Genomic DNA, 25,833 nt, shown 5'->3' on the forward strand with positions numbered 1-25,833 from the left:
CGTTGTGTGCGAGGCACTTCAGCTCTCGACGAGGACGACGCCTTGAGACGACAACTGCCCCGCCCCCGAGTCCTGTTCAGATCGATGGCCTGTACGGCCGCGCTGCTGGTTCCCCTCGGGGCCACTCTGGTCCCTGCCGCTGCGGCCGCCCCTGCTGCCACCGTCCCCGCGAGCGCCGCATCGACCGCCACCGCGAAGGCCTTCGCCGACGACGACCCGACCGCCGATGTGCACGGGCTGAAGGGCGAGTACTTCCGGATGTCCGCCCCGGGCGCCCGCGACTTCGCCGAGCTCGGCGGGGTCGCACTCGACCCGGAGATCAATTTTCCCGGTCTGACCGGGGCGTTCGAGTCCACTACGGGCAGGACGGAGAACACCACAGCCCGCTGGACCGGCAGCATCACAGCTCCCGAGACGGGTGACTACACCTTCGCCGCCAGCGGCGACAACGGCTTCAGGCTCTCCATCGACGGAAACGTTGTCATCGACCACTGGCTGCCGGACTGGGACAACGAGCAGACCAGTAAGCCGGTTGCCCTCACTGCGGGCGAGCCGCACCAGTTCCGCCTGGAGATGTTCCAGGACACCGGCGGCGCCAACATGTTCCTGCGCTGGTCCAGCGCGAAGCTCAAGAAGCAGATCGTGCCCGAGTCGGCCTTCACGCCGCCGGCCGACTTCGAGGTCTACCCGGTCGCGCTGAGCATTGCGGAGGACGGACAGCGCCTGCAGGCGACCTTCGAGGACGAGGTCAAGAACCTCGGCTCCGTGCAGGACCACCTTGCCATCGAGGCCGACACCTCGCCCATGCCGGTGAAGTCCGTGGTCAAGGCGTCCAACAACTCCCACGCCGTGATCGTCGACCTGACCGCGCCCGTCCAGAAGGGCCAGCAGGTCCGGGTGGCGTACGACGGGAAGGGCGGGCTCCAGTCCGGCGGCGAGACGGTTCCCCAGATCAGCCGCACGGCGAAGAACCTCTCCACGCACCGGCTGACCACGACCTGGGGAGACAAGCTCGACCGCAACCATCCGCTGCCCGAGTACCCCCGCCCGCAGCAGGTGCGTGACCGGTGGAAGAACCTCAACGGCCCGTGGGAGTTCGCCGGCGCCACCGCCGACGAGCAGCCGGTCTTCGGCAAGAAGCTCGGCGAGCGCATCACCGTGCCGTTCCCGGTCGAGTCGCAGCTCTCCGGACTCGAACGCCATGAAGACCACATGTTCTACCGCAAGCTCGTGACCGTTCCCAAGAGCTGGTCCGTCGGCAAGGGCAAGGACGGCAAGCGGCTGAAGCTCAACTTCGGCGCCGTCGACTACCGGTCGGTGGTCTGGGTCAACGGCACGAAGGTCGCCGAACACACCGGTGGCTACACCTCCTTCAGCGCCGACATCACCGACGCGATCAAGGGCAGCGGCCCGCAGGAGATCGTCGTCGCCGCCACCGACACCACCGGCCCCGACCAGCCGAAGGGGAAGCAGTCCGGCAACCCGGGCGGCATCGTCTACACCGCGTCCTCCGGAATCTGGCAGACGGTGTGGATGGAGCCGGTCGCCGCGGCCTCCGTGGACTCGCTGACCACGACGCCGGACATCGACAAGAGCACCCTCGCCCTGACCGTCAACTCCGCCGCCGCTTCGTCCGGCGCCCGCGTCACGGCGGTCGCCCGCGACACGAAGGGCCGGGTCGTCGGTACGGTCAGCGGCCGGGCCAACACCCCGCTGAGCCTGCCCGTCAGCAAGCAGCATCTCTGGACCCCCGACGACCCGTACCTCTACGACCTCGACGTCACCCTGACGGACGGCCGTTCCAAGGACACCGTCGACAGCTACTTCGGGATGCGCTCCATCGGGATCGCCAAGGTGGGCGGCTACCAGAAGCTCGTTCTCAACGGGAAGCCGTTCTACTCGCTCGCCATGCTGGACCAGGGATTCTGGCCCGACGGTCTCTACACGCAGCCCAGCGACGCCGCGCTCACCTTCGACCTCAAGGCACAGAAGGACCTCGGCTTCAACGCCGTGCGCAAGCACATCAAGGTGGAGTCCGCCCGCTGGTACTACCACGCCGACCAGCTCGGCCTGCTGGTCTGGCAGGACTTCGTCTCCAGCGACATCACCGGTGAGAAGGGGCAGCAGGCCTTCCTCTCCCAGGGCAAGCAGATGATGCAGCAGCTCCACAACTCGCCGTCGATCGGTGGCTGGATCGTCTTCAACGAGGGCTGGGGCGAGTGGGACCGCACCGAGACCGGGAAGATCGCCGAGTCGGTCAAGGCGGCCGACCCGTCCCGAGTCGTCAACGCCCACAGCGGTGTCAACTGCTGCTCCTCGAAGGGCGACTCGGGCAAGGGCGACATCATCGACCACCACGACTACCTCAACCGCGAGGCGCCGTTCCCGGACGACCGTGCCGCGATGGACGGTGAGCACGGCGGCTTCACACTCCGTACCCCCGGACACATGTGGCCGGGGGCGCCCGCCGCGATCTACAGCGGTGTGGCGGACAAGGACGCCCTGACGGCCAAGTACGTCGACAACACCCGCACGTACTATCTCGCGGCGGCCAACGCCGAGCTGTCCGGCTCGGTCTACACCCAGGTCAGCGACCTGGAGAACGAGCTGAACGGACTCTGGACCTACGACCGGCGCGAGATCAAGGTCGACCCGAAGAAGGTACGGCAGATCAACCAGCAGGTCATCGCCGCCGGCGCGGCCGCCGGACACCGCGACGAGGTGAAGGGCGGCGCCGACTGGCCGCTCGACGAGGGCAAGGGCGCGACCTCCGCCGACCTCGGCCCCAACCACAGCAGCCTCACGCTGAGCGAGGGCACGTCCTGGACGCCTGGTGTGCACGGTTCCGCGCTGAAGTTCAACGGTCAGGGACAGTACGCCCAGACCAGTGGTCCCGCCGTCGACACCACCGGGAACTACACGGTCTCGGCATGGGTGTCGCTGGACTCGCTCCCGGGCAACTACGCGACCGCCGTGAGCCAGGACGGCAGGCGGACCGAGAATCCGTTCTACCTCCAGTACGGGCAGGGCGCCTTCGCGTTCAGCACGCCGGGCGGCAACCGGGCGCGGCTGGAGATGAAGCCGGAACTCGGCACCTGGTACCACCTCGTGGGTGTGCGCGACGGTGACGAGGTGAAGCTCTACCTCGACGGGAAACTCGTGTCGACCGCCGCGGCCGGTCCCGCCGACGTCAGCACCGGACCGCTCTCCGTGGGGCGTGCCCAGTACGCGGCGGAGAAGGGCGACTTCTGGAACGGCTCCATCGACCAGGTGAGCGTGTTCGACAGGGCTCTCACCGCCGACGAGGTGAGCGCACTCCACGACAGCGAGCAGCCGTAGCACGACACAGGCCGGCCCGGCAGCGACGGAACACCGTCGCTGCCGGGCCGGCCTCTGTCCGGAGCGGTCCGTCAGATCACGGCGCCAGCAGTTGCCAGAGGTGGTCGTCGGTGCCGTTGTCGCCGAATTGGACGACGTGGGCGCTGTCGGCGGTGGACATGTTGTCGACGCCGAGGACCTTGCCGGAGTTGCGGTTGCGGATGCGGTACCAGTCGTCGCCGTTGGGGACGAGTTGCCAGAGGTGGTCGTCGGTGCCGTTGTCGCTGAACTGGACGACGTGGGCGCTGTCGGCGGTGGACATGTTGTCGACGCCGAGGACCTTGCCCGAGTGCAGATTGCGGATCCGGAACCAGCCGTCGGACAGCCACCGGGAAGCGTCGGGTTCAGCCGTCGGGAACGCTGTGATGCGCAGCCGGGCCGCCCCCATCGGGACGAGTGTGACCTCCTCCACCGGCTCGGTGCTCAGCGCGGGGCTGTCCTGGAGCGGTGCCACGACATGCTCGCCGTCCGCGGTCCATTCGGGGATACGGCGCGCGCGTGCGGTCATGGTGAGCGGCGTGCCTTCGAGGGTGAAGGGGTTGTCGCCGGGCGAGCGGCCGGTGGAGCGGTGCCGCAATGATGCGGTCGGCCGCTGCTTGTCCAGTACGAGCCCGTAGTTCCAGGCGCCGGTGGCGTGCACCTCGTACTCCGGGAACTGCTCGGTGCCGCCGATGCGCCGGTACTCCTCCCCGATGCGGAGCGAGTATGTGAGCGGCCCGCGGTCGACGCTCACCGCGCCGTGGTTGTCCGCCCAGGTGCGCACGGTGGTGCGCTGGGGGAAGCGCAGGGTGACCTTGTCCCCGTCGGACCAGTTCCGCTCGATACGGGTGTAGGCCGGGCCCGCCGGTGCGTCGACGCGACGCCCGTTGACCGTGATCTCGGGCTCGGAGCACCAGGCGGGAACCCTCAGCACCAGTGGGAAGCGCAGGTGCTTCGGCGTCCTCACGGTCAGCGAGACCGTGTCCGTGAAGGGATAGCCGGTCTCCTCGGTGACGGTGACCTCCGTGCCGTCGGCGACCTTTGCCGTGACCTCGCACGCGGCGTACATGGCGGCGGCCAGGCCCCCGTCCGGGGTGGCGAGCCAGAGCTCCTCGAGAAAGTAGGGCCACCCCATGCCGTAGTTGTGCGGGCAGCAGCGGTACTGATCGACGCCCGGAAGATACGCCTGCATGGCGAAGCCGTTCTGGAACTGCCGCCCGCTCTTGGGGACGTCGTCCAGATCGACGCTGTTCGCGCTGGTGATGTAGTGGATCGCCCGTCCCGACGGATCCAGCGACGCGGGCAGCGAGTTGAAGGCCAGCTCCTCGCAGCGGTCGGCCCAGAGCGGGTCGCCCGTGATCCTGGTCAGCAGCTGATGGCTGGCCATGAACTCCACGATGCCGCAGGTCTCGAACCCCTGCCGTGGATCGCGGTGGCCGGGGCGCGCGTTCTCGTCGCCGGCGAAGCCGCCGCCGGGGAACTGCCCGTACCGGTCCATGACCTTGCCGTACGTCCCGTACGTGGCCCGGGTGTCGTCGGACGAACCGCTGCGCAGCGCGTACTGGGCGGGCTCGCGGAAGCCCTGCGCGATGTTGACGTTGTGCAGGTTGACCAGATTGTCGCCCCAGTCCGCCCCGTTGGTATGGATCTTGTCGGCCAGGTCGAGCAGGAACGAGTCTCCGGTGCGGTTGAAGAGCCAGAACACACTGTCCAGGCCGTCGCCCCAACGAAGTGCGATCCAACTCGTGTTGAACGCGCCCGGCCCCTGGGCGTTCATGTAGCGGAAGAACCTGCTGAGGAACGGGATGATGCGGCTGTCCCCGCTGTACTCCTGCCATGAGCGAAGCGCCTGGACAAGCGGGAGGAACGGCCAGAAGTCCGGGCCGCCGTTCAGCGAGGTACGCAGCGCCTTGGGACCGAAGAAGCCGTCGGGCTGCTGCGTGGTGAGGATCGCGTCGAACCAGCGGCGTACCGATGCCAGGGCCGTGGCATCCCCGGTGACGATCGCGAGATCGGTGTACCCGCGCAGCCAGTACGGGACCTCCTCCCAGCCGCCCAGCTCGGGGCGGACCCAGCCGGTGGCGGTGAAGTCGAGGAAGTGCGAGAACTCCTCGTAGCGGCCGCACAACCCGTTTAGCTGGAGCCGGAGTTGACCGGCCAGCCAGCCGCGCGCAGTGATCCGGCCCGGCGGCAGCTTCAGGAATGCCGTCGGATGCAGAGGAGCGGCGTTGGGGGAGTAGTGGCCTCCGTGGGCGGCATCCGCCCGGTTCTCGGCGGCGGTCGCGGTCGTGGCCCAGCGGCCGGTCGCGGTCGTGGCGGCCGCGGTGGCCAGTGCGCTGGTCATGAGCTGTCTGCGGTTCAGGGGCATGCGGGAGAGCTCCTGTTCTGCCGGCTGTGCGGGCAAGGGGACGCGTGGTGCGGCCGTGACGAGCCGGTCCGGGACCGGCCGCCGTTTCCCCTCATGACAAGAACTGCCGTCGCGCCGGGCGTGGCTCGGACGTCAACGGCCTTGCAACGTTGGAAATTTGGCGTTCGGCCGTATGACAGCACGCCGTTCGGAGGCTGTCCAGAGGTGTCGCGCCATCGATTGGCCCTCCACGGGCCGGTCTTGGGCAGTCGCGGGCGTGCGGCGCCGACACATTTTGGAAACGCATCGACAACGCTCTTGCCGCCTGTGCCGCACCGCCTATATAACGTTGTAAACCGAGCCGCCGACAGGCCGCGCAGGCTCTCACGACCGCAGCTGGAAGCAGCAGTCCGTGCAGCTCGAAGCGGGGCCGTGAGGAATGCAGTGACATCAGCCGCCGAGTGGCTGATGCATCGTCCAGCCATGCCCCGACCGCACGCCCGCCGGTGTGCCGTCATCCCGCCAAGGAGCGTCCCCGCGCATGATGATCCAGCGTCGAACCCGTACCCTCGCCGCGGCCTGCCTGCTCGCCGCCACCGCCACGCTGGCCGCCTCCGGCTGCTCCAAGTCGGAGACCTCGAACAACGCCGGCGGCGACAGCAGCCAGGAAGCCCAGGCCGCCAAGACCCCCGAGGCCGCTTCGGGTTCCGGCTGCTCGCTGCAGACCTATGGCGCGCCGAAGCTGGACCTGAAGAACGCGGTGGTCGGCTTCTCGCAGTCGGAGAAGGAGGCCAACCCGTTCCGTATCGCCGAGACCCAGTCCATCAAGGACGAGGCCGCAAAGATCGGCGTGAAGAAGCTGCTCACCACCAATGCGCAGTCGCAGCTCTCCAAGCAGATCAGCGACATCCAGGACATGCTGTCCCAGGGAGCCCAGTTCCTCATCGTCGCACCGCTGAACTCCGACGGCCTGGAGCCGGCCCTCAAGGCGGCCGCGGCGAAGAAGGTCCCCGTCCTCACCATCGACCGCAAGGTCAACTCCACCGCCTGCAAGGACTACGTGGCCTTCCTCGGCTCCGACTTCGTGGAGCAGGGCAAGCGCGCCGCGGACGCGATGATCAAGACGACCGGCGGCAAGGGCAAGATCGCCATCCTCCTCGGAGCGTCGGGCAACAACGTCACCACCGACCGCACCAAGGGCTTCGTCGACCAGATCAAGGCGAAGGCGCCCGGCATGGAGATCGTCGCCCAGCAGACCGGTGAGTTCGCCCGCGACAAGGGGCAGCAGGTCATGGAGCAGCTCATCCAGTCCAAGCCCGACATCACCGCCGTCTATGCGGAGAACGACGAGATGGGGCTCGGCGCCGTCACGGCACTGAAGGCCGCCGGGAAGAAGCCCGGCAAGGACGTCAAGATCGTCTCCGTCGACGGCACCCGCAACGCCGTCCAGGCACTGGTCAACGGCGAGTACAACGCCGTCATCGAGTCGAACCCGCGCTTCGGTCCGCTGGCCTTCGCCACCGCCCAGAAGTTCTACGGCGGCGAGGAGATCCCGGAGAACGTGATCATTTCCGACCGCGCGTACGACGAGAGCAACGCCAAGGCCTCGCTCGGCGGCGCGTTCTGAGCCGTCCCGACTCCCGTACCGACTCCTCAGGTTCACCGCCGCCGTGGCGCTCCCACCCGCCACGGCGGCTCCGGGCCACACCTTGGAACAGCGGAAGGCCAAGACCCATGGCACCACCCGAAGCAGTACCTCGGGCACCGGAGGCGACTGCCCCGCCCGGGAACGACACCGTCCTCGAAGCCCGCTCGGTGAGCAAGAGGTTTCCGGGCGTCGTCGCTCTCGACGACGTGACCTTCTCCCTGCGCGCGGGGGAGACCCACGCGCTGGTGGGTGAGAACGGCGCCGGCAAGTCCACCCTGATCAAGGTGCTGACCGGCGTGTACCGGCCCGACGAGGGCGAACTGCGGATGACCGGCCAACAGGTCAGGTTCACCCGGCCGTTCGAGGCCCAGCAGGCCGGTATCTCCACGATCTACCAGGAGGTGAACCTCGTCCCGCTGATGAGCGTGGCGCGCAACATCTTCCTGGGCCGCGAGCCCAAGAACCGCATCGGCCTCATCGACTTCGGCCGTATGCACCGCGAAGCGGCCGACCTGCTGGACGGCTTCGGCGTACGTGTCGATCCCCGGCGGCCCCTGCATACCCTGGGAATCGGCACCCAGCAGATGGTCGCGCTGGCCCGCGCCGTCTCCGTCAACGCCCGGGTCGTCGTCATGGACGAGCCCACCTCCTCGCTCGAACCGCGCGAGGTCGAGACGCTCTTCCGGGTCATCGAGAACCTGCGTGGCCAGGGCATCGCCGTCCTCTACGTCAGCCACCGCATGGACGAGCTCTACCGGATCTGCGACCGCGTCACCGTGCTCCGCGACGGCCGCCACATCCACACCGGCGACCTCGCCGACCTCGACCGCATGCAGCTCGTCTCGATGATGCTCGGCCGCGACCTGGCCGAGGTCCGCCGCAACGGCACGACCGGCTTCGCCGCCGAGGGACACGATGCGGCACGCACCCCCGTACTCACCGCGAACGGGCTCTCCCGCGACCGCCAGCTCCACGACATATCCCTGTCGCTGTACGCCGGTGAAGTACTCGGACTCGGCGGCCTCCTCGGCTCGGGCCGCAGCGAGACGGCGAAGGCCCTGGCCGGCGCCCTGAGCCTGGACGCGGGCGAGCTCACCGTCGGCGGCCGCAGGCTGCGCCGGCTCACCTCCGCGGGTGCCATCCGCGCGGGCATCAGTCTGCTGCCCGAGGACCGCAAGGCCGAAGGAATCGTCCCCGGTCTCTCCGTGCGCGAGAACATCGTGCTGGCCGCCATGCCCCGCCTGTCCCGCGCCGGTGTTGTCTCCCGCGCCAAGCAGGACCGCATCGTCGACATCTTCATGAAGCGACTGCGGATCAAGGCGGCGAGCCCGGAGCAGAAGGTCGGTGAACTCTCCGGCGGCAACCAGCAGAAGGTCCTCCTCGCCCGCTGGCTCTGTCTGGAGCCCAAGGTCCTCCTGCTCGACGAGCCGACACGCGGCATCGACGTCGGCGCCAAGGCCGAGGTCCAGAGCCTCATCGACGACCTCGCCGGCGAGGGGCTGGCCGTCCTGCTCATCTCCTCCGACATCGAGGAACTCATCGAGGGCGCCGACCGCATCGTCGTCCTGCGCGGCGGATCCGTCGCGGGCGAACTGACGGGCGACGACGTCGGCGAGAGCCAACTGCTCGAAGTGCTCGCCGACCACTCACCGGCGCCCCGCCCCGACGTGGAGTCGGCACCGGCGCCCACCGGGAAGGCCCCGGCAGCTCAGGAGGACCCGCGATGACCACCCAGGCGACACTCGCCCCACCCGCCCGTCCGTTCGCGTGGCTGCGGAACCCCGCCTGGTACCAGGAGTACGGCGTGTACGCGGCCGTGGCCGTGCTGCTGGTCTTCAACGCCGTGTTCACCGAGCACTTCATGACCGCCGGCAATCTCCGTACCCAGCTGGTCCAGGTCGCCCCCATCGTCATCGTCGCCCTGGGCATGGCCCTGGTCATCGGGACCGAGGGCGTCGACCTGTCCGTGGGCTCGACCATGGCGCTGGCCGCCGCCCTCCTCCCGCTCTACCTCGGATACGGGCTCGTGCCGGCGCTCGCCGTCGCGCTGCTCGCCGGCGCGGTCGTCGGAGCGGTCAACGGCACCCTGGTCTCGCTGATCGGGCTGCAGCCGATCGTCGCCACGCTCGCCCTGTTCGTCGGCGGCCGGGGCCTGGCCCTGGTCATGGCCGACGGTCAGCTCAAGCAGATCGTCAACCCCGATCTGCTCTCGCTCGGCACCGGGTCCTTCCTCGGCATCCCGCTGGTCGTGTTGATCGCCGCAGTGCTCGCCGTCGCCGTCGCGTTCCTCGTGCAGCGCACCACCTTCGGCCGTCAGATCGTCGCCGTCGGAGGCAACCGGCCCGCCGCCGCCCTCGCAGGGCTGCCCGTCCGGCGCGTACTGATCGGTGTGTACGTGCTCTGCGGGGTGCTCGCCGCCCTGGCCGGCATCCTCGCCACCGCCAGGCTCACCGCCAGCGACCCCTCCTCGCTCGGCACCCTCATGGAACTCTCCGCCATCACGGCCGTCGTGGTCGGCGGCACCCCGCTGAACGGCGGCTCCATCAGGGTGCTCGGCACCGTCGCCGGCGCCCTGCTGATGCAGCTGCTGCGGGCCACCCTCGTCAAGCACGACCTGCCCGACTCCACCGCACAGATCGCCCAGGCGGCGATCATCATCGCCGCCGTCTACGTCGCCCGGGAGCGTCGGTCCCGATGAACGAAACCACACCCGCCCCCGCAGCCCCGGCGCTCGCGCCGCAGAAGACGCCCGCGTCCGCCGGCCGCACCGTGCCCCGCCCGCCGTCCAGCGGCACCGAGCCGACCCGCGGACAGCGGCTCGCCGAACTCGTGCAGCGCCAGGGCGTGCTCGCCGTACTGCTCACGGTCGTGATCGTCGCCTCGTTCGTGTATCCGACGTTCGCCACCCTGGACAACGCCCGTGGCGTGACCGTGCAGGCGTCCTTCCTCGCCGTCGTCGCCCTCGGCATGACGATGGTCATCATCACGGGCGGCATCGACCTGTCCGTCGGATCCGTCTTCGCCCTGGGCGGAGTACTCGCCGCCTGGGCCTCGCAGTGGGGTCTCCTGCCCGCCCTGCTCGTACCACTCCTGGTGTGTGCGGCGATCGGTCTGCTCAACGGGTTCCTGATCGCCCGCGCCGGGATGGCACCGTTCATCGTCACGCTCGCCACCCTGCTCGCCGCCCGCGGCATCCTCCTCGCCTTCACCGACGAGGGTGCGACCACGTACCTGGTGCCCAAGGGCTCCGCGTTCGCCGAGCTCGGGCAGGGCAGCATCTGGGGCTTCGGCTATCCGATCCTGATCGCCCTGGTGCTGTTCGGCGGCGGCGGGCTGCTCCTGCAGCGCACCTCGTTCGGACAGACGCTCTTCGCCGTCGGCGGCAGCAGCGACGCGGCCACCCTGATGGGCCTCCCCGTCGCCCGTACGAAGATCCTCGTCTACACGCTCAGCGGTCTGCTGGCCGGACTCGCCGGAGCACTCAACGCGGCCAGACTGTCCTCCGGCGTCACCATCATCGGCGTGGGCATGGAACTGGACGCGATCTCCGCCGTCGTCATCGGCGGCACCCTCCTCATCGGCGGCGCCGGATCGATCAGCGGCACGCTCTGGGGTGTCCTGCTGCTCGCCGTCATCCAGAATCTGATCAACCAGATCGGCTCGCTGAACTCCTCCTACCAGTCGGTGGTCAGTGGTGGGTTCCTTATCGTTGTCGTCGTGGCACAGCGCTATCTGGCGCGCAGCCGCAGAACCACCTGAACCGTGCCGGGCCCGGGTCCGCCGGTCCCGGGCCGGAGCAAGCGATCCCATGCGCGACACCGCGCGCCGAGTCGAGTCAGGGAGTGCCGTGGGCGTCAGCCTCAAGGACGTTGCGCAACGGGCGGGCGTGTCCATCAAGACCGTGTCGAACGTGGTGAACAACTATCAGCACGTCACACCCAAGATGCGCGCCAAGGTGCAGCAGGCCATCGACGAACTCGGCTACCGTCCGAACCTCACCGCACGCCATCTGCGCAAGGGCCGCACCGGCATCATCGCCCTTGCCGTGCCCGAATTCGGCAACCCGTACTTCGCGGAGCTGGCCGGCGCGGTCGTCGACGCGGCGGCCCGGCACGACTACACCGTGCTGGTCGACCACACCGGCGGCCTCCGGGAGAAGGAACTCCTGGTCAGCCAGGGCTTCCGGTCCCATGTCATCGACGGCCTCATCCTCAGCCCCATCCATCTGGAGACCGAGGACCTGATGGCGCGCACGGAGACCGCGCCACTGGTCCTGCTCGGCGAGCGTGAGTACGAGGCCCCCTACGACCACATCGCGATCGACAATGTGGCGGCCGCCCGCGACGCCGTAAGGCACCTCATCGACCTGGGGCACCGCCGGATCGCGTTCCTCGGCTCACGCACCGGACGCGAGCGTCAGCCCGCCCACCTGCGGCTGCGGGGCTGGCGCGAGGAGCTCGCCGCCGCGGGCATCGAGGCCGACGAGTCCCTGGTCGTCGTCACCGACGGATACGGCCGCGAGGACGGGGCCGTCGCCATGGCGGCCCTCCTCGACCGCGGCGAACGCCCCGACGCCGTCTTCGCGTACAACGACCTCATCGCCATCGGCGCCATGCGCACCCTCTCCGAGCGCGGGCTGAGGATTCCCGACGACGTCGCCGTCGTCGGCTTCGACAACATCGAGGAGAGCCTGTACGGAGCCACCACGCTCACCACCATCGCACCGGACAAGGAAGCCATCGCCCGGCTCGCCGTCGACAGTCTCGTCGAACGGCTCTCCGGCAGCCCGGTACCCGAACCTCGACGGCCCCGTCCCGGTTACCGGCTCATCGTCCGCGAATCGACCGTGATGCGGCCGCCCGCCGAGCAGTCCGGACCCTGAGGGGGTCCTGTCCGGCCGAGCAAGCCGGGCCCGCCGGCCGGACACCCCCGGGGCTGTCCGGGGCCCGTCCGTAAAATCGCCTGGTCCGCCGCCCGTCACCAGGTTCTCCCAAGAAGGATCTCCGATGCCTCGCCCCACCGTGCACCACCAACCGTTCGGCGCTGCCCGCGGCCGCTCCGACGTCGATGTCTGGACGCTCGACTCCGGTACGGGAGTCCAGGCCGAGATCCTCACCTACGGCGGCATCCTGCACAGCCTCACCGTGCCCGACACCGACGGAGCCGCCGCTTCGGTCGTCCGGTCCCTGGCCACGCTCGACGACTACATGGGGAAGAACCCCTTCTTCGGCGCTCTCATCGGCCGCTTCGCCAACCGCATCGCGCACGGCCGCTTCACCCTCGACGGGACCACCCACGAGATCCCAGCCAACGACCGTGGCCACGCACTGCACGGCGGCCCCGAGGGCTTCCACACCAGAATGTGGCAGGCCACCGGTCACACCGGCGACGACGCCGCGGTCGTCCGGCTGACCCTGCACAGCCCCGACGGCGACATGGGGTTCCCCGGAGCGCTCGACGTCACCGTGACGTACACCCTCGACACCGCGGGCACACTCGCCCTCGACTACACCGCGACCACCGACCGTCCCACGGTCGTCAACTTCACCAACCACGCCTACTTCGCCCTGACCGCGGAGGGCGACATCCTCGACCACACGCTGCAGGTGGACGCCGGCACCTACCTGCCCGTCGACGCGGACGGCATCCCGCAGGGCCCCGCCGCCGACGTGCGCGGCACGCCGTTCGACCTCACCGCCCCGCAGCTCATCGGGGAGCGGATCGCGCTGCCGGACGAACAACTGCGCATGGCGGGCGGCTTCGACCACTGCTGGGTCGTCCGCGCGCCCGGGACCCCGGAAGCCCTTCGACGGGCCGCCCGGCTCACCGCCCCCACGACGGACCGGATCCTGGAAGTCTGGACCACCGAACCCGGCATCCAGGTCTACACCGCCAACCAGCTGGACGGTTCGCTCGCCGACACCGCGGGCGGGCGCCACGAGCGGCACGGGGCGCTGTGCCTGGAGACCCAGCACCTGCCCGACTCACCCAACCGCTCCGCATACCCCAGCACCGTGCTGCGGCCGGGCGACGTCGCGCGCAGCCGCACCGAGTTCCGGTTCCCGCACCTCGACGCGTCCGCGCGCTGAGCCGTCGCCGCAGGTGACGGGCGTGCCCGGAGCACGCCCGTCACCCCTGTCGGTGCCCGCGCCTACTTCAGATCGGGACCGTCGCTCCCGATCCTGCCCGGCGCCGCGTTCCTGCCGCCGAGGTCGAGTACGTACACCGGAAGATTGCCCTTCGCGGCACGGCCGGTCGCGACCGGCCGGCATCACTGCACAGCGCCGGTCACACTCCGGGAAGCGTCCGCCCTGCGAGGGCCTCCGCGGCCGCCTGCCCGCAGACGCGGGCGGCTCCGTAGGTGTCGATGCGGACGGCGCCGCCCGGGCCGGGGTGCGGGACGCCGAGCTCCACCGTGATCGCGTCGGGGCGTCGGGCGAGCAGCACCCGCAGCCAGTCCCGCACGGCGGGCCGACGGTGGGCGTCGCGGACAGCGAGGACGAGTGGCCGGCCGGCGGCCTCGGCGAGGATCCGGTCGGCCTGCGTCGGATCGAAGGGAGCGAGGGCGGGCAGGGTGGTGCGTACGGTCCCGGGCATCAGCGCGGTGAGAGCGGGACCCAGACCCCACGGCACCGCGTCACCCTGGACCACAGTGCCGGGGACGCCGAACTCGACCAGGACGGCGGGGGTTTGCAGCGGCAGCGCGGCAGGGTCATCGGCGCTGATGCGCAGCGCGCGGCGGGCGGCGGCCAGCCCGAGCGCCCGATCGGGTGACGGCGCGGGAACGGCCCCGGCCAGGGCCCGCTGCCAGGTGGCGAACTCGGCGGTACGGGCCGCGGCCTCGGCGAGCCGCTCCTCGCGGAGTTCGCCGCGGACCACCGCGTCCGCGACGGCGGCACGCAGGCCGGCGAACTCGGTGTCGCCGGATCGGTCACCGAGGCAGACGAGGTCCACCCCGGCGGACAGCGCGCGGACGGCCGCGCCGGCCAGTCCGTAGCGGGCACGGACCGCCTGCATCTCGATGGCATCGCTGACGACTAGCCCGTCGAACCCCAGCTCTTCGCGCAGCAGTTGGATGATCACGCGGGGGCTGACGGTGGCGGGGCGGTCCGCGTCGTAGGCGGGGATGAGCAGGTGGGCGGTCATCACCGCGCGGGCGCCGGCGGCGAGGGCGGCGCGGAACGGCGGCAGGGCCAGCTCGGCGATGCGGTCGGCGTCCATGGCGACGGTGGGCAGGTCGAGATGGGAGTCCGTGTCGGTGTCGCCGTGGCCGGGGAAGTGCTTGGCGCAGGCGGCGACCCCCGCGTCGTGCAGCCCGCGCACCCAGGCGGCGGTGTGCCGGGCGACCAGCGTGGGGTCGGCGCCGAAGGAGCGGACGCCGATGACTGGGTTGTCGGGGTTGGAGTTGACGTCGGCGTCGGGGGCGTAGTCGAGGCCGATGCCGACGGCGCGCAGTTCGCCGCCGATGGAGGTGGCGACGGCGGCGGTGAGTTCGAGGTCGTCGACCGTGCCGAGGGCGAGGTTGCCCGGATAGGAGGATCCGGTCACGGTCTCCAGCCGGGTGATGTCGCCGCCCTCCTCGTCGACGGCGATCAGTACATCGGGGTTCTCGGCGCGCAGGGCGGCGGTGAGCGCGGCGGTCTGCGCGCGGTCCCGGATGTTGGGGCCGAAGAGGAGGACCGAGCCGAGTCCGCCGGCCAGTCGGCGGCGGATCCAGTCGGGGGCGGTGGTGCCACGGAAGCCGGGCTGCAGCACCCGGTCGGCGAGGGCGAGGAGTTCACCGTCGGCCCGGGTGGGACGGGGGGCGGGGGTGGGCGGCATGGCGGTTCCTCTCGGGCTGGACGGTCGGTTCCTCGGGACGGCCCGGGGCGGTCGGGGCCACCGAGAGGTCAGACGTCCTTGCTGTACGTCCAGAAGACCCGGCCGAGCTGTGCGTCGACGGCGCGGGCATAGAAGTGGATGGGTGCGGTCCAGCCGATCTCCGCCTCGTCGAGTCCGGAGGCGCGCTGGTCGGCGAGGCAGCGGCGGAGCAGCACGGTGCCGACACCGAGGCCGCGTTCCGAGGATTCGGTGCCCATCGGGCCGAACCAGGAGCGGCGGTTGACGCCGTGGCAGGCGAAGCCGACGTACACCGGGCCGTCGGCACCTTCGCGGACGGCGACATGGCCGCGCGGAGGGGAGTAGGTCAGGGCGCGAGCCGCTTCACCGTCCCAGGAGCCGCCCCACTGGTTCATCCAGGCGAGGAACGGCTTCTCGTCCGCGGGCGTGAGGCGGCGGACCTGCACCCCGGCAGCCGCCAGGCGCGCCTCGTCCTCGGCGGTGCCGAGCGGGGCGGTGCGCAGGTCGACGCCCAGGTTGAGGCCCTCGGGGCCCCGGGTGTAGCCACTGGATTCGGCCAGGCAGACGGCGCGGGTGTAGCGGATGTCGATGCCGGGCCAGGCGTAGTACGGGGGCCTGCCGCGGATCATCAGCCGGTCGGCCCCGGCGGTGACGAGGAGCTCCTCCGCGTGGGTGAGCAGAGCGCGGCCGATTCCGCGGCTCTGTGCCTCGGGGTGCACGGCGACGAGGTCGATGTGGCCCGTGGCGGGGGCGCTCGCAGTGGCGGGGCGGAGTGCGGCGAGCGCGACGCCGACCGGCTCCCCCTCGTCCTCGGCGAGGATCCGCAGCTGCGGGTGGCCCGCGGCCTGCGCCCACAGCAGATCGAATACGTCCTCGGCGTCGCTGTCGTGAGCAAGGGCTGCGCGGGCGAGGCTTCGCAGGGCGGGCAGGTCGTGCTCGGTCGCGGTGCGTGCCGCCGGAAGGTTCGTCATGCCTGCTCACCTCGGGTTCGCTCCGGGGACACCGGATTGTAAGTGAATGACATCGGGGCTCGGTATTGCGGTGGAAATTTACCAGCGGGATGATCGGGCTGTCAGCCCCCCGCGCCCCACCGGAAAGCAGGCCGTGATGACCGTCCGCGAAGATCCCGCACGTCTCCCCGATCCAGCAGACCTCGTCAGGAACGCGGTGGGGCAGGGTGTCGTGCCCGGAGCCGTCCTGATCACCGGTCGCGGTGCGCACGGTCCCGTCCGTACCGCCGCGTTCGGCACCACCGCCGACGGTCCGTCGGGGCGCCCGGTCGCCGCGGACACGGTCTTCGACCTGGCCTCCCTCACCAAGGTGGTGGCCACCACGCCCGCCGTGCTGAGGCTGGCCGACACGGGGGCGCTGCGGCTGGACGACCCGGTGCGCCGCTACCTGCCGGGCTTCACCGGGGCCGGCAAGAATGAAGTGACGATCCGTCACCTCCTGTCGCACTCCTCCGGACTGCCTCCGCACCGGGACTACTGGCAGCTTCCCGGCGGCCCCGCAGACCGGCTCGCCGCCGTCCTCGCGGAGCCCCTCGAGCACCTGCCCGGCACTGTCGTCAACTACTCCGACCTGGGGTTCATCCTGCTCGGCGAGATCGTCGCCAAGGTGGCCGGACAGCAGCTCGACACCGCCGTGCGGGAGCTGGTGCTCGACCCGCTGGGCCTGACCGCCACCCGTTACCTGCCGCCCGCGGCCTGGCGGGCGGTCACCGCCGCGACCGAGGCACCGCCCGGCGGAGAGCCCAAGCGTGGCGTGGTGCACGACGAGAACGCCGAGAGCCTGGGCGGCGTGGCCGGGCACGCCGGGCTGTTCGGCACTGCGCCCGACCTCGCGCACTACCTTCGTGCCTGCTGGCTGGCCGACGAGTCGCCGCTGTCGGCCCGCACCCGCTCCGAGGCGCTCAGCCTGCAGACCGTGGGGCTGGACGGCGCGCGGGGGCTGGGCTGGACGCTGCCCGGCGACGTCTGGGACCACATGTCCCCGCAGTGGCCAACGACCGGGGCCGGGCACACCGGCTTCACCGGCACCAGTCTGGCGCTCGACCCGGTCACCGGGATCTGGGTGGTGCTGCTGACCAACGCCGTGCACTACGGACGCGGGGCGCGGGCGAAGGAGTTGCGACGTGCTGTGCACGCCGCCGTGGCGGCCCGCGCCGAGCCTGTGCGCGGCTGAGCGCCAAGTGGTGCATCACGTGCCCGAATCGTACATATCCCGGATACTCAGCGACGCGTACCCCAACGAACCCGTAGGATTCCCACATGGCTGCCTCACGTGACCGACAGCGCGGAGGCGGCGACGCCTCCCGGCGCTCCGCAGCACCCATCGCAGAGCGCGCGACGCCGCCACAGACGGTCCTGGTGCAGATCCGGGCCCTGCTGCCGTCTCTGCCACCCTCGGAGCGGCGGGTCGCCGAAGCCGCGATCGCCGATCCGGTCGGGGTGGCCGGGAAGACCATCAGCGAACTCGCCGCGGAATGCAGCACCTCCGAGACCACCGTCGTCCGGTTCTGCCGGGCCGTGGGCCTCAAGGGCTACCCCGACCTGCGGATCAAACTGGCCTCGGCGGCCGGCAGCGAGGACAGCGGCCCCGCCTGGTCCAGCGCCGGCAGCGACATCGGGCCCGGCGACTCGCTTGCCGACGTGGTCGGCAAGCTGGGCTTCGCCGACGCCCACGCGGTCGAGGACACCATTGCCCAGCTCGACCTCAACATCCTGCAGCGGGCCATCGACGAGGTGGTCGGGGCGAGCGCGGTGGACCTGTACGGCGTCGGCGCGAGCGCGCTGATCGCGCTCGACTTCCAGCAGAAGCTGCACCGCATCGGGCGCCGGGCGACCGCCTGGCCCGACCCCGACGGTGCGCTCACGTCCGCCGCCCTGCTCGGCCGCGGGGACCTGGCGATCGGTATCTCGCACACCGGCGCCACCGAGGACACCGTGGCAGCGTTGGGCGAGGCCTGGGACAACGGTGCCACCACGATCGCGATCACCAACTTCCCGCGTTCGCCCATCGCCGACGTGGCCGACCACGTGCTGACCACCGCGGTGCGTGAGACCACTTTCCGGTCCGGCGCGATGTCCAGCCGGATCGCCGCGCTGACACTGGTGGACTGCCTGTTCGTCGGGGTGGCCCAGCGCAACTACAGCCGTACGACACGTGCGTTGGAGCGCACGTACACGGCGGTGCACCGGCGGCGATCCCCGCAGTGACCGGTCCCCGGTGACAAGGATGCCCCGCGACCCACCGGGTCGCGGGGCATCCTCGCCCGCTCTCAGGTGAGGGTGCGCAGGGCCGCGCGGACGCTCCCGCCGCCGGCCTCCAGCGCCTCGCGCGCCTGCTGCGGGGAGCAGTCGGCGAGCAGGCCGACCAGAGCCGTCTTCAACTCCCCTCCCGAGGCGGCGAGGGCAGCGCCGCAGCGGTCCTCGTCGAGCCCGGTGGCCTCCACCACGATGTTGAGGACCCGGCCGCGCAACTTGTCGTTGGTGGCGGCCACATCGACCATCAGGTTCGAGTACGTACGACCCTGCGCCACCATCACGGCCGTGGACAGGTTGTTGAGCACCATCTTGTGCGCGGTGGCGGCCTTCAGCCGGGTGGAGCCCGCGATCGCCTCCGGACCGGTGTCCACCCCCAGATGGACGTCCACCTGGTCCGCCAGCTCGGCCCCGGGGTTGGCGCTGACCAGTGCGGTGAAGGCGCCCGCCGCCCGAGCGGCGCGCAGGGCGCCGCCGACGTAGGGAGTGCGGCCGCTGGCGGCTACGCCGACCGCGACGTCGCCCGGTCCCACCTCGGCAGCGTCGGCCGCCCCGACGGACTCCTGGTCCTCGACGCCCTCCACCGGTTCGACCAGTGCGCGCAGTCCGCCCGCGTGATGGGCGACCACGACGCCGGGCGGGAGGCTGTAGGTGGGGATCAGTTCGGCGGCGTCCATCACCGCGAGGCGGCCCGATGTGCCCGCGCCGAAGTAGTGCAGCCGGCCACCGGCCCGGATCCGGCGCGCCGTCTCGTCCACCAGCCGGGCCATGTCGGGCAGTACGGCGGCGACTGCCTCGGCCGGGATCCGGTCCTCGGCGTTGAGCAGACGCAGCACCTCCAGGGTGGGCACGTCGTCGATGTCGCGGGTGCGGGGGTTACGGCGTTCGGTGGGGGCGTCGATTCGTACCGGAAGCTGCGGGTGCATCGCGGTTTCCTCTCGGTGGGAGGGCGGGGCGGTGAGCGCGCGTAACTTTGCCACATGGATTGAGAGTTGAGCGTAAGTTTCCGCCAGGGCGTGCTGGGCCGTTGTCGACCTCTCGCCGCGATTCGGGCGATCTCGGCCCTCGCGTGTGGCGGTAAATTACGAACTGGATTCAGCCAACGCAACTCATTGACATACCCATGGCGCCGCTCCTACGGTCTGCACACCCCCCAGGCCTTGTCCCACACACTCCACTTCAGCCTGCCGATCGGAGACCACGCGCTATGGTCCGGTTCAAGCACTTTGTCGCAGCGTCCGCCGCCCTCGCGACCCTCGGTACCCTCGCCGCGTGCGCACCGGATTCCGGTGCGAAGAACGGCGCCAACGGCGGTGGCGTCTTCACCACGGTCGACGCGAACAACCCGATCACCCCGGGCGCGCCGATGAACCCGTACAGCCCGAACGGGAACACGTTCCTCAGCTACAACTCGATGCGCCTCGGGTTCGAGAAGAAGAACCCGATGGATGCGAACGACGCCTTCCCCGGCCTCGCCAAGAGCTGGGAGATCAAGGGCGACACGCTGGTCGCGCACATGCAGCCCGACGCCAAGTGGTCCGACGGCAAGCCGGTCACCGTCGAGGACATCAAGATGTCCATGGCCATCGCGCTCACCCAGGGCACTGCCTCGGTCGGCTCGGGCCAGCTGAGTGAGGGCCTCAACGTCGCCTCCGTGACCTCCGTCGGCAAGCACGACATCGAGTTCAAGCAGGCCGCCGGAACCAACAACGCGAACTTCGCGAAGCAGATCCTGGGCCAGTCCATCGTCCCCAAGTCGGTCTACGGCCACCTCGTGCCGGCCGACATCTGGGACACCATCGCCGCAAGCCAGCAGGTGGACGCGGCCCAGGCGACCGCCGCCCAGTCCGCTGTCGACAAGCTGAACGAGACCGGCAAGGCCATCGCGGCCTTCGCGCCGAAGACGGACGTCTCGGCCGGCCCGTTCGTGGTCAAGCGCGTCAATCCCGGCTCGGCCATCCTCGTCCGCAACAAGTACTTCTACGACCTCGACAAGATCGCTCCGAGCCAGGTGGTCATCCGCCACTACTCCGGCAACGAGCAGATCTGGGGCTTCATGAAGAACGGTGACCTGGATGCCGCGCCCTTCACCGCCATCCCCACGAACGTCCTGAACCAGATCCTGGCCAAGGGCTACAAGCGCGCCGACGGCACCTCCTACGTCAACGCCTCCATCGCCTTCAACCAGAGCAAGGCGCCGTACGACAAGAAGGAGGTGCGCCAGGCCCTGGCGTACATCCTCGACCGCGAGGCCATCACCAAGGTGGGCCAGCCGGTCGGCGGCATGGCCTCCACCGCCCCCGCCGGCATGATCCGCAAGTCCACCGAGCAGTGGCTGGGCGCCGACGCGGTCGGCAAGCTCAACCCGTACGCCCACGACGAGGCGAAGGCCGCCGAGCTGCTGAAGGGCGCAGGCCTGAAGCAGAAGGGCGGCAAGTGGTACCTGGCGAACGGCAAGCAGTGGAAGATCACGCTGCAGACCGTCAACGGCTTCAGTGACTGGATCGCCGCCTCCACCGTCGTCGCCAATGAGCTCACCGCTTTCGGCATCGAGACCAAGCCGTCCCTCTCCGCCGACTTCGGCGCCTACCAGACGGACATGGCCGCCGAGAAGTTCGACGTCGGCTGGTGGCTGACCGCCGTCGGCTCCGACCCGCGCCAGAACTTCCAGCGCCTGTACGGCGAGAGCGACGGCTTCGTCGCCAACGGCAACAAGGTCACCCACACCGAGAAGAAGGGTGACGGCAACTGGATGCACGGCGACGAGACCTTCACGGTCGACGGGCAGTCCATCAACCCGGGTCAGTTGACGGCCGGCCTCGCCGGCCTCGACACCGAGGCCAAGAAGCCCGTCATCTCGCAGCTGGTCAAGGCCACCAACCAGGAAGTTCCCGTCCTCCCGATCTGGGACTACACCAACGTGAAGTTCACCTATGACAAGAACTTCACCAACTGGCCGAAGAACGGGCAGGACGAGATCCTCGCCAACCAGCCCGGCGTGTGGATGATGCAGGGCTACATCCAGGCCAAGGGCAAGTGATCCAGGCCGGGTAACCGCACCGAGCAACTACCGCACGGCGCACCACCGCGGGGCGGCAGCCGCACCAGGCCGTCGCCCCGCTCGCGCGCTGATCCACAACAACCCCTACGACAAGGAAGGAGGTGCAGGAACGTGAAGGGACTGGCGCGCACCATCGCGATCCGACTGGTCGGCGGCGCGGTCATGATCTGGATCGTAGCCACGTTTACGTTCTTCCTCGTCCACGCCCTGCCCGGCAAACCGGGCGACGTGGCGTACGAGAAGTACGTCGCGATGGGAATGAACTCCCAGGACGCCAAGGCCAAGGCCTCGATCATCTACGGGTTCACCTCGCAGGACCCCCTGCTCACGCAGTACACGCAGTACATCGGCGACCTGCTCCACGGTCACCTCGGGATCTCGATCTCCTACAGCGGAGTGCCGGTCGCGGATGTCATCGGCGACGCCCTGCCGTGGACCGTCATCCCCATCATGAGCGGCCTGCTGATCAGCTTCTGCATCGGTGTCAGCAGTGGTGTGGTCGCGGCGGTGAAGCGGTCGTCCCGCCTGGGCAGCGGGCTGAGCCTGGCCGCCTCGATGATCGCCGGCATCCCGTCGTTCGTGATCGCGATCCTGCTCATCACCGTCTTCTACACCAACCTGGGGGCCTTGCCGTACGGCGGCACCGTCTCCGAGACGCTCCTGGTGGACCCCGGATGGAACGTCGAGTACGTGTCGTCCATCGCGTACCACGCGATCCTCCCGGTCGCCACGTACGTCCTCATCTCCTACGGCGGCTGGATGCTCAGCATGCGCTCCAGCGTGGTGTCCGTCCTCGGTGACGACTTCATCCTCGCTTCCGAGCTGCGCGGCATCACCCCCGGCACGAGGATGCGCTACATCGGCCGCAACGCGATCCTGCCGCTGTTCACCACCCTCGCCCTCTCGTTCGGCACCCTGTTCGGCGGAGCGATCCTGATCGAGGCCACCTTCAACTACCCCGGCGTCGGGCAACTGCTGCTGGACAGCATCGGCAAGCGCGACTATCCCCTGATGACCGGTGCCTTCCTGCTGATCACCACCGCGGTGGTGCTTGCGAACATCGTCGCGGACCTCCTCTACTCCGTGATCGACCCCCGAGTGAGGCGCTGACCAATGACAACCGCGACGCTCACCGAGCCGCCCCGTCCGGCTGATGCCCCCTCGGCGAGGCGTTCCCGCTGGACCGGCATCCGGCGCGTCCTCACGCGCAAGCCCGGCCGGATCATCGGCCTGTCCATCCTGGTGTTGTTCGTCCTCATGGGCACCTTCGGCCCGATGCTCTACGGCGAGCAGCTCACCATCGACCCGGACTCGATCTATCAGCCGCCGAGCGCAGAGCACTGGCTCGGAACCGACTTCGCCGGTTCCGACGTGCTCCAGGCCACTGTCGTCGGCAGCCGCTATGTACTGCTCACCTGCTCCCTCGCCGCTCTGTTCGCCTCGACGATCGGCACCACCGTCGGGCTTCTGGCAGGCTTCCACCGCGGCTTGCCCGACTCCGCGCTGATGCGCGTCACCGACTTCGTACTCACGGTCCCCGGCCTGCCGCTGCTCGTCGTGCTCACCACCGTGTGGAAGTTCGACAGCCCGCTGGAGATGGGCTTCGTGCTCGGCGTCGTCGGCTGGGGCGGCATCGCCCGCGCCGTCCGATCCCAGGCGCTGAGCCTGCGCGAGCGCGGCTTCCTGGAGGCCGCACGCGGCCTCGGGCTGCCCAGCCGGCACATCATCCTGCGCGAACTCCTGCCGAACATCGCCCCGTACGTGGCGATGCACCTGCTCCTGTCGGTCATCGGCTTCGTCGAGGCCCAGGTCGGGCTGTTCTTCCTCGGCATCGTGCCGTTCACCAGCACCAACTGGGGCGTGATGATCAACCAGGCGGTGTTCTCCGGAGGAGCGCTGCAGAGCCCCGAGGCAATCTTCTACCTGCTGGCCCCGCTCACCTGCATCCTGCTCCTGATCATGGGCGTGGTGCTGTTCCTGGACGCGATCGACGAGCTCTTCAACCCGCGACTCAGGGAGCGCTGATGACCACGACGACGCGGAAGTCCGCGCCCGAGGCCGGAGAGGCCGAGGTCCGCGTGCGCGACCTCAGGGTCCACTACCGCATCAACGGTACCGAGTACCCGGCTGTCGCGAACGCCTCCCTCGACCTGCGCCGCGGTGAGATCACCGGCCTGGTGGGGGAGTCCGGTTCAGGCAAGTCGACCCTGGCCCTGTCCCTGATGAACGCCGTGCCCGAGCCGGGCCGGATCGCAGGCGGCGCCATCCACGTCGACGGCATCGGTGACGTGACGACCCTCAGCGCCAAGGCGATGCGGGCGGTACGGGGCTCGGCGCTCGGATACGTCTTCCAGGCGTCGCAGAACTCCATGAACCCGCTGAAGACCATCGGCAAGCAGATCCTGGATCTGGGCCGCTCGCACGACGTCAAGGATCTCCCGGGCCTGCTCTCCCGCGCCAAACAGCTCGCCGAGCGGATGGGCCTGGACGGCGACCGCGTTCTGGACTCCTATCAGCACGAGCTGTCCGGCGGCATGCGCCAGCGCCTGGGCATCGTCTTCGCTCTCGTTCTGAACGCCAAGGTCCTCATCCTGGACGAGCCGACCACGGCTCTGGACGTACTGTCCCAGTCCGCGGTGCTGAAGATCATCCGCCAGGTGCACGACGAGAACAACCTCAGCACCCTCATCGTCACCCACGACATGGGCGTGGTCTCGGAGCTCGCCGACAACCTGGCCGTGATGTACGGCGGCCGGATCGTCGAACACGGCCCGACGCTGGATCTCCTCCGCAACCCCACCCACCCCTACACCAAGGCTCTGATCGGCGCCACGGCACGCATCGTCGGCGACCCGGCCGCGGCCCGCGCCCTGCCGGGCCGCCCGCCGGACCTCACCACCATCCCGAGGACGGGTTGCGTGTTCCGCGACCGCTGCGTCTTCAAGACGGACATCTGTGCCGAGGACGAGCCGCAGCTCGCGGAGCACTCGGCAGGCCACCGGCGGGCGTGCCACGTGGACGCCGCCGTGGTCAGCCCCACCACCTCGAAGGGAGACGCGTCGTGATCGAGGCGCGCGGCATCACCCGCACCTACCACTCCCGCGGGGCCTTCACCGGCGAGCGCACGGTCCACGCCCTGCGCGGCGTGGACTTCACGCTCCCCAAGGGCGGTGCCGTCGCCTTCATCGGCGAATCGGGCTGCGGCAAGACGACGCTGGGCAAGATCCTTACAGGGATCGAGACCTTCGACGGCGGCGAACTCGTGGTCGACGGCGTGGAGCTCTCCAAACTTTCGCCGCGTAAGCGTGCCCCGTACTTCCGCCGCATCCAGATGATTCACCAAGACCCGTACTCGGCCCTCAACCCCACCCGTACGATCGAGCAGATCCTCGGCGACCCGCTGCGGATGCGCGCGAAGGAGACGGGCGGCGCCGCTTCGGCGTCCGGTGTAAGGGCACGGGCCTCGGAACTCCTTGAACTGGTGGGTCTGGAGCCGGACGGGGTCCTTCCCAAGTACCCGCACCAGCTCTCGGGCGGTCAGCGTCAGCGTGTGGTCATCGCCCGCGCGCTCACCGTGGACCCCGAGGTGCTCATCGCCGACGAGGCCGTCTCGATGATCGACGTCTCGATGCGCCTGGGCATCCTCGCCCTGCTCCACGACCTGCGCGAACGACTGGGTATCTCGCTGGTGTTCATCACCCACGACGTGGCGACGGCGCGGTACGTCGGCGAGGGCGCCGAGCTGCACGTCATCTACCGAGGCCAGGTCATCGAAAGTGGCCTCACCGACGACGTCATCCAGGGGCCCGTCCATCCCTACACGCAGTGCCTGCTGTCGGCGATCCCGATCATGCGGGGTCTGGAGGAGCCCGGCCCCGACCGGCTGGCGCCACTGGCCCCGCTGGACGAGAAGGTGGCCACGGACGGCTGCCTGTTCGCACCCCGCTGCCCCTTCGCCACGGAGCACTGCACGGCCGAACGGCCCGTCCTCGAAGCGGTGGGGGAGTCCGGGCAACTGCACGCCTGCTTCCACCCCACGGCGCGGCGTGTGGTCGGTGTGGAGATCGCGCCGGCCGCCGTCTGACCTCCGGCCCCGGCATCGGGCGGGCCCGCTCCATCCATGGGGCGGGTCCGCCCGCACCCATGTTCAGAAAGGAACCCTGTGAGAGTCCTGGGACTCAGCTTCCCAGCGCCTGGCGACGAAGACTGACCGCCGCGCCCTGACCGACCGGCCCGCCGAAAAGCCATGGCGTGCGCGGAGGTTAGGCTTCCGGCGGCTTGTCCATCCAAGCCGAAGGTTCATTGATGGGGGAATTTG

Annotated in this window: 18 protein-coding genes; 14 read left to right on the forward strand and 4 right to left on the reverse strand. The window is 69.8% G+C overall.

What is annotated here, in order from left to right; all coding sequences use genetic code 11:
* Positions 1-84 precede the first annotated feature (84 nt).
* Positions 85-3,339, forward strand: coding sequence for a LamG-like jellyroll fold domain-containing protein (locus ACIA8E_RS24320; RefSeq protein WP_399301425.1), 3,255 nt, complete (start codon positions 85-87; stop codon positions 3,337-3,339).
* A gap of 76 nt (positions 3,340-3,415) precedes the next feature.
* On the opposite strand, the gene ACIA8E_RS24325 is transcribed toward ACIA8E_RS24320, so the two are convergent.
* On the reverse strand, positions 3,416-5,725 hold the full coding sequence (locus ACIA8E_RS24325; protein WP_399301426.1) for a beta-L-arabinofuranosidase domain-containing protein: 2,310 nt from the start codon (positions 5,723-5,725) through the stop codon (positions 3,416-3,418).
* Positions 5,726-6,245: 520 nt separating this feature from the next.
* On the opposite strand from ACIA8E_RS24325, the gene ACIA8E_RS24330 reads away from it, so the two are divergent.
* From ACIA8E_RS24330 to ACIA8E_RS24355, 6 genes are all read left to right on the forward strand, one after another.
* Positions 6,246-7,331 carry an ABC transporter substrate-binding protein gene (locus ACIA8E_RS24330; protein ID WP_399301427.1) on the forward strand — a complete coding sequence of 362 codons (1,086 nt, stop codon included), beginning with the start codon at positions 6,246-6,248 and terminating at the stop codon, positions 7,329-7,331.
* A 107-nt stretch (positions 7,332-7,438) separates the two neighbouring features.
* Complete coding sequence (locus ACIA8E_RS24335) at positions 7,439-9,079, forward strand: sugar ABC transporter ATP-binding protein (protein WP_399301428.1); 1,641 nt, start codon at positions 7,439-7,441, stop codon at positions 9,077-9,079.
* Positions 9,076-10,050, forward strand: a complete 975-nt coding sequence (locus ACIA8E_RS24340; protein WP_399301429.1) for an ABC transporter permease — start codon at positions 9,076-9,078, stop codon at positions 10,048-10,050. The genes ACIA8E_RS24335 and ACIA8E_RS24340 overlap by 4 nt, the downstream gene beginning before the upstream one ends.
* A complete protein-coding gene (locus tag ACIA8E_RS24345) occupies positions 10,047-11,111 on the forward strand; it encodes an ABC transporter permease (protein WP_399301430.1) in 1,065 nt (354 codons plus the stop codon). The genes ACIA8E_RS24340 and ACIA8E_RS24345 overlap by 4 nt, the downstream gene beginning before the upstream one ends.
* A gap of 88 nt (positions 11,112-11,199) precedes the next feature.
* A complete protein-coding gene (locus ACIA8E_RS24350; RefSeq protein ID WP_093778711.1) occupies positions 11,200-12,234 on the forward strand; it encodes a LacI family DNA-binding transcriptional regulator in 1,035 nt (344 codons plus the stop codon).
* A gap of 124 nt (positions 12,235-12,358) precedes the next feature.
* Positions 12,359-13,441 carry an aldose epimerase family protein gene (locus ACIA8E_RS24355; RefSeq protein WP_399301431.1) on the forward strand — a complete coding sequence of 361 codons (1,083 nt, stop codon included), beginning with the start codon at positions 12,359-12,361 and terminating at the stop codon, positions 13,439-13,441.
* A 199-nt stretch (positions 13,442-13,640) separates the two neighbouring features.
* On the opposite strand, the gene ACIA8E_RS24360 is transcribed toward ACIA8E_RS24355, so the two are convergent.
* Together ACIA8E_RS24360 and ACIA8E_RS24365 are read right to left on the reverse strand one after the other, a co-directional pair.
* Positions 13,641-15,173 carry a glycoside hydrolase family 3 protein gene (locus ACIA8E_RS24360; RefSeq protein ID WP_399301432.1) on the reverse strand — a complete coding sequence of 511 codons (1,533 nt, stop codon included), beginning with the start codon at positions 15,171-15,173 and terminating at the stop codon, positions 13,641-13,643.
* Between the two features lie 68 nt (positions 15,174-15,241).
* The gene (locus tag ACIA8E_RS24365; RefSeq protein WP_399301433.1) at positions 15,242-16,162 is read right to left on the reverse strand and encodes a GNAT family N-acetyltransferase; all 921 of its coding nucleotides are present in this window, start codon (positions 16,160-16,162) and stop codon (positions 15,242-15,244) included.
* 136 nt (positions 16,163-16,298) lie between these two features.
* On the opposite strand from ACIA8E_RS24365, the gene ACIA8E_RS24370 reads away from it, so the two are divergent.
* A complete protein-coding gene (locus tag ACIA8E_RS24370) occupies positions 16,299-17,375 on the forward strand; it encodes a serine hydrolase domain-containing protein (RefSeq protein ID WP_399301434.1) in 1,077 nt (358 codons plus the stop codon).
* An 86-nt stretch (positions 17,376-17,461) separates the two neighbouring features.
* Positions 17,462-18,409, forward strand: coding sequence for a MurR/RpiR family transcriptional regulator (locus ACIA8E_RS24375; protein WP_399301435.1), 948 nt, complete (start codon positions 17,462-17,464; stop codon positions 18,407-18,409).
* 62 nt (positions 18,410-18,471) lie between these two features.
* Here the strand turns inward: ACIA8E_RS24375 and murQ are convergent, their stop codons facing one another.
* Positions 18,472-19,380: an N-acetylmuramic acid 6-phosphate etherase gene (gene murQ, locus ACIA8E_RS24380; protein WP_399301436.1), complete on the reverse strand. Its 909-nt coding sequence runs from the start codon at positions 19,378-19,380 to the stop codon at positions 18,472-18,474.
* A 281-nt stretch (positions 19,381-19,661) separates the two neighbouring features.
* Here murQ and ACIA8E_RS24385 point away from each other — a divergent pair, with 281 nt between their 5' ends.
* From ACIA8E_RS24385 to ACIA8E_RS24405, 5 genes are all read left to right on the forward strand, one after another.
* The gene (locus ACIA8E_RS24385; protein ID WP_399301437.1) at positions 19,662-21,494 is read left to right on the forward strand and encodes an ABC transporter substrate-binding protein; all 1,833 of its coding nucleotides are present in this window, start codon (positions 19,662-19,664) and stop codon (positions 21,492-21,494) included.
* A gap of 132 nt (positions 21,495-21,626) precedes the next feature.
* A complete protein-coding gene (locus tag ACIA8E_RS24390; protein WP_399301438.1) occupies positions 21,627-22,625 on the forward strand; it encodes an ABC transporter permease in 999 nt (332 codons plus the stop codon).
* Positions 22,626-22,628: 3 nt separating this feature from the next.
* A complete protein-coding gene (locus tag ACIA8E_RS24395; protein ID WP_399301439.1) occupies positions 22,629-23,540 on the forward strand; it encodes an ABC transporter permease in 912 nt (303 codons plus the stop codon).
* Positions 23,540-24,580 (forward strand): ABC transporter ATP-binding protein, encoded by a 1,041-nt coding sequence (locus ACIA8E_RS24400; RefSeq protein ID WP_399301440.1) that lies wholly within the window; start codon positions 23,540-23,542, stop codon positions 24,578-24,580. The genes ACIA8E_RS24395 and ACIA8E_RS24400 overlap by 1 nt, the downstream gene beginning before the upstream one ends.
* Positions 24,577-25,599, forward strand: coding sequence for an ABC transporter ATP-binding protein (locus ACIA8E_RS24405; protein ID WP_399301441.1), 1,023 nt, complete (start codon positions 24,577-24,579; stop codon positions 25,597-25,599). Before ACIA8E_RS24400 ends, ACIA8E_RS24405 begins: the two co-directional genes overlap by 4 nt.
* Positions 25,600-25,833: the final 234 nt, after the last annotated feature.

It is taken from the genome of Streptomyces sp. NPDC051664 (genome assembly GCF_044453545.1).
Taxonomy (GTDB): Bacteria; Actinomycetota; Actinomycetes; order Streptomycetales; family Streptomycetaceae; genus Streptomyces.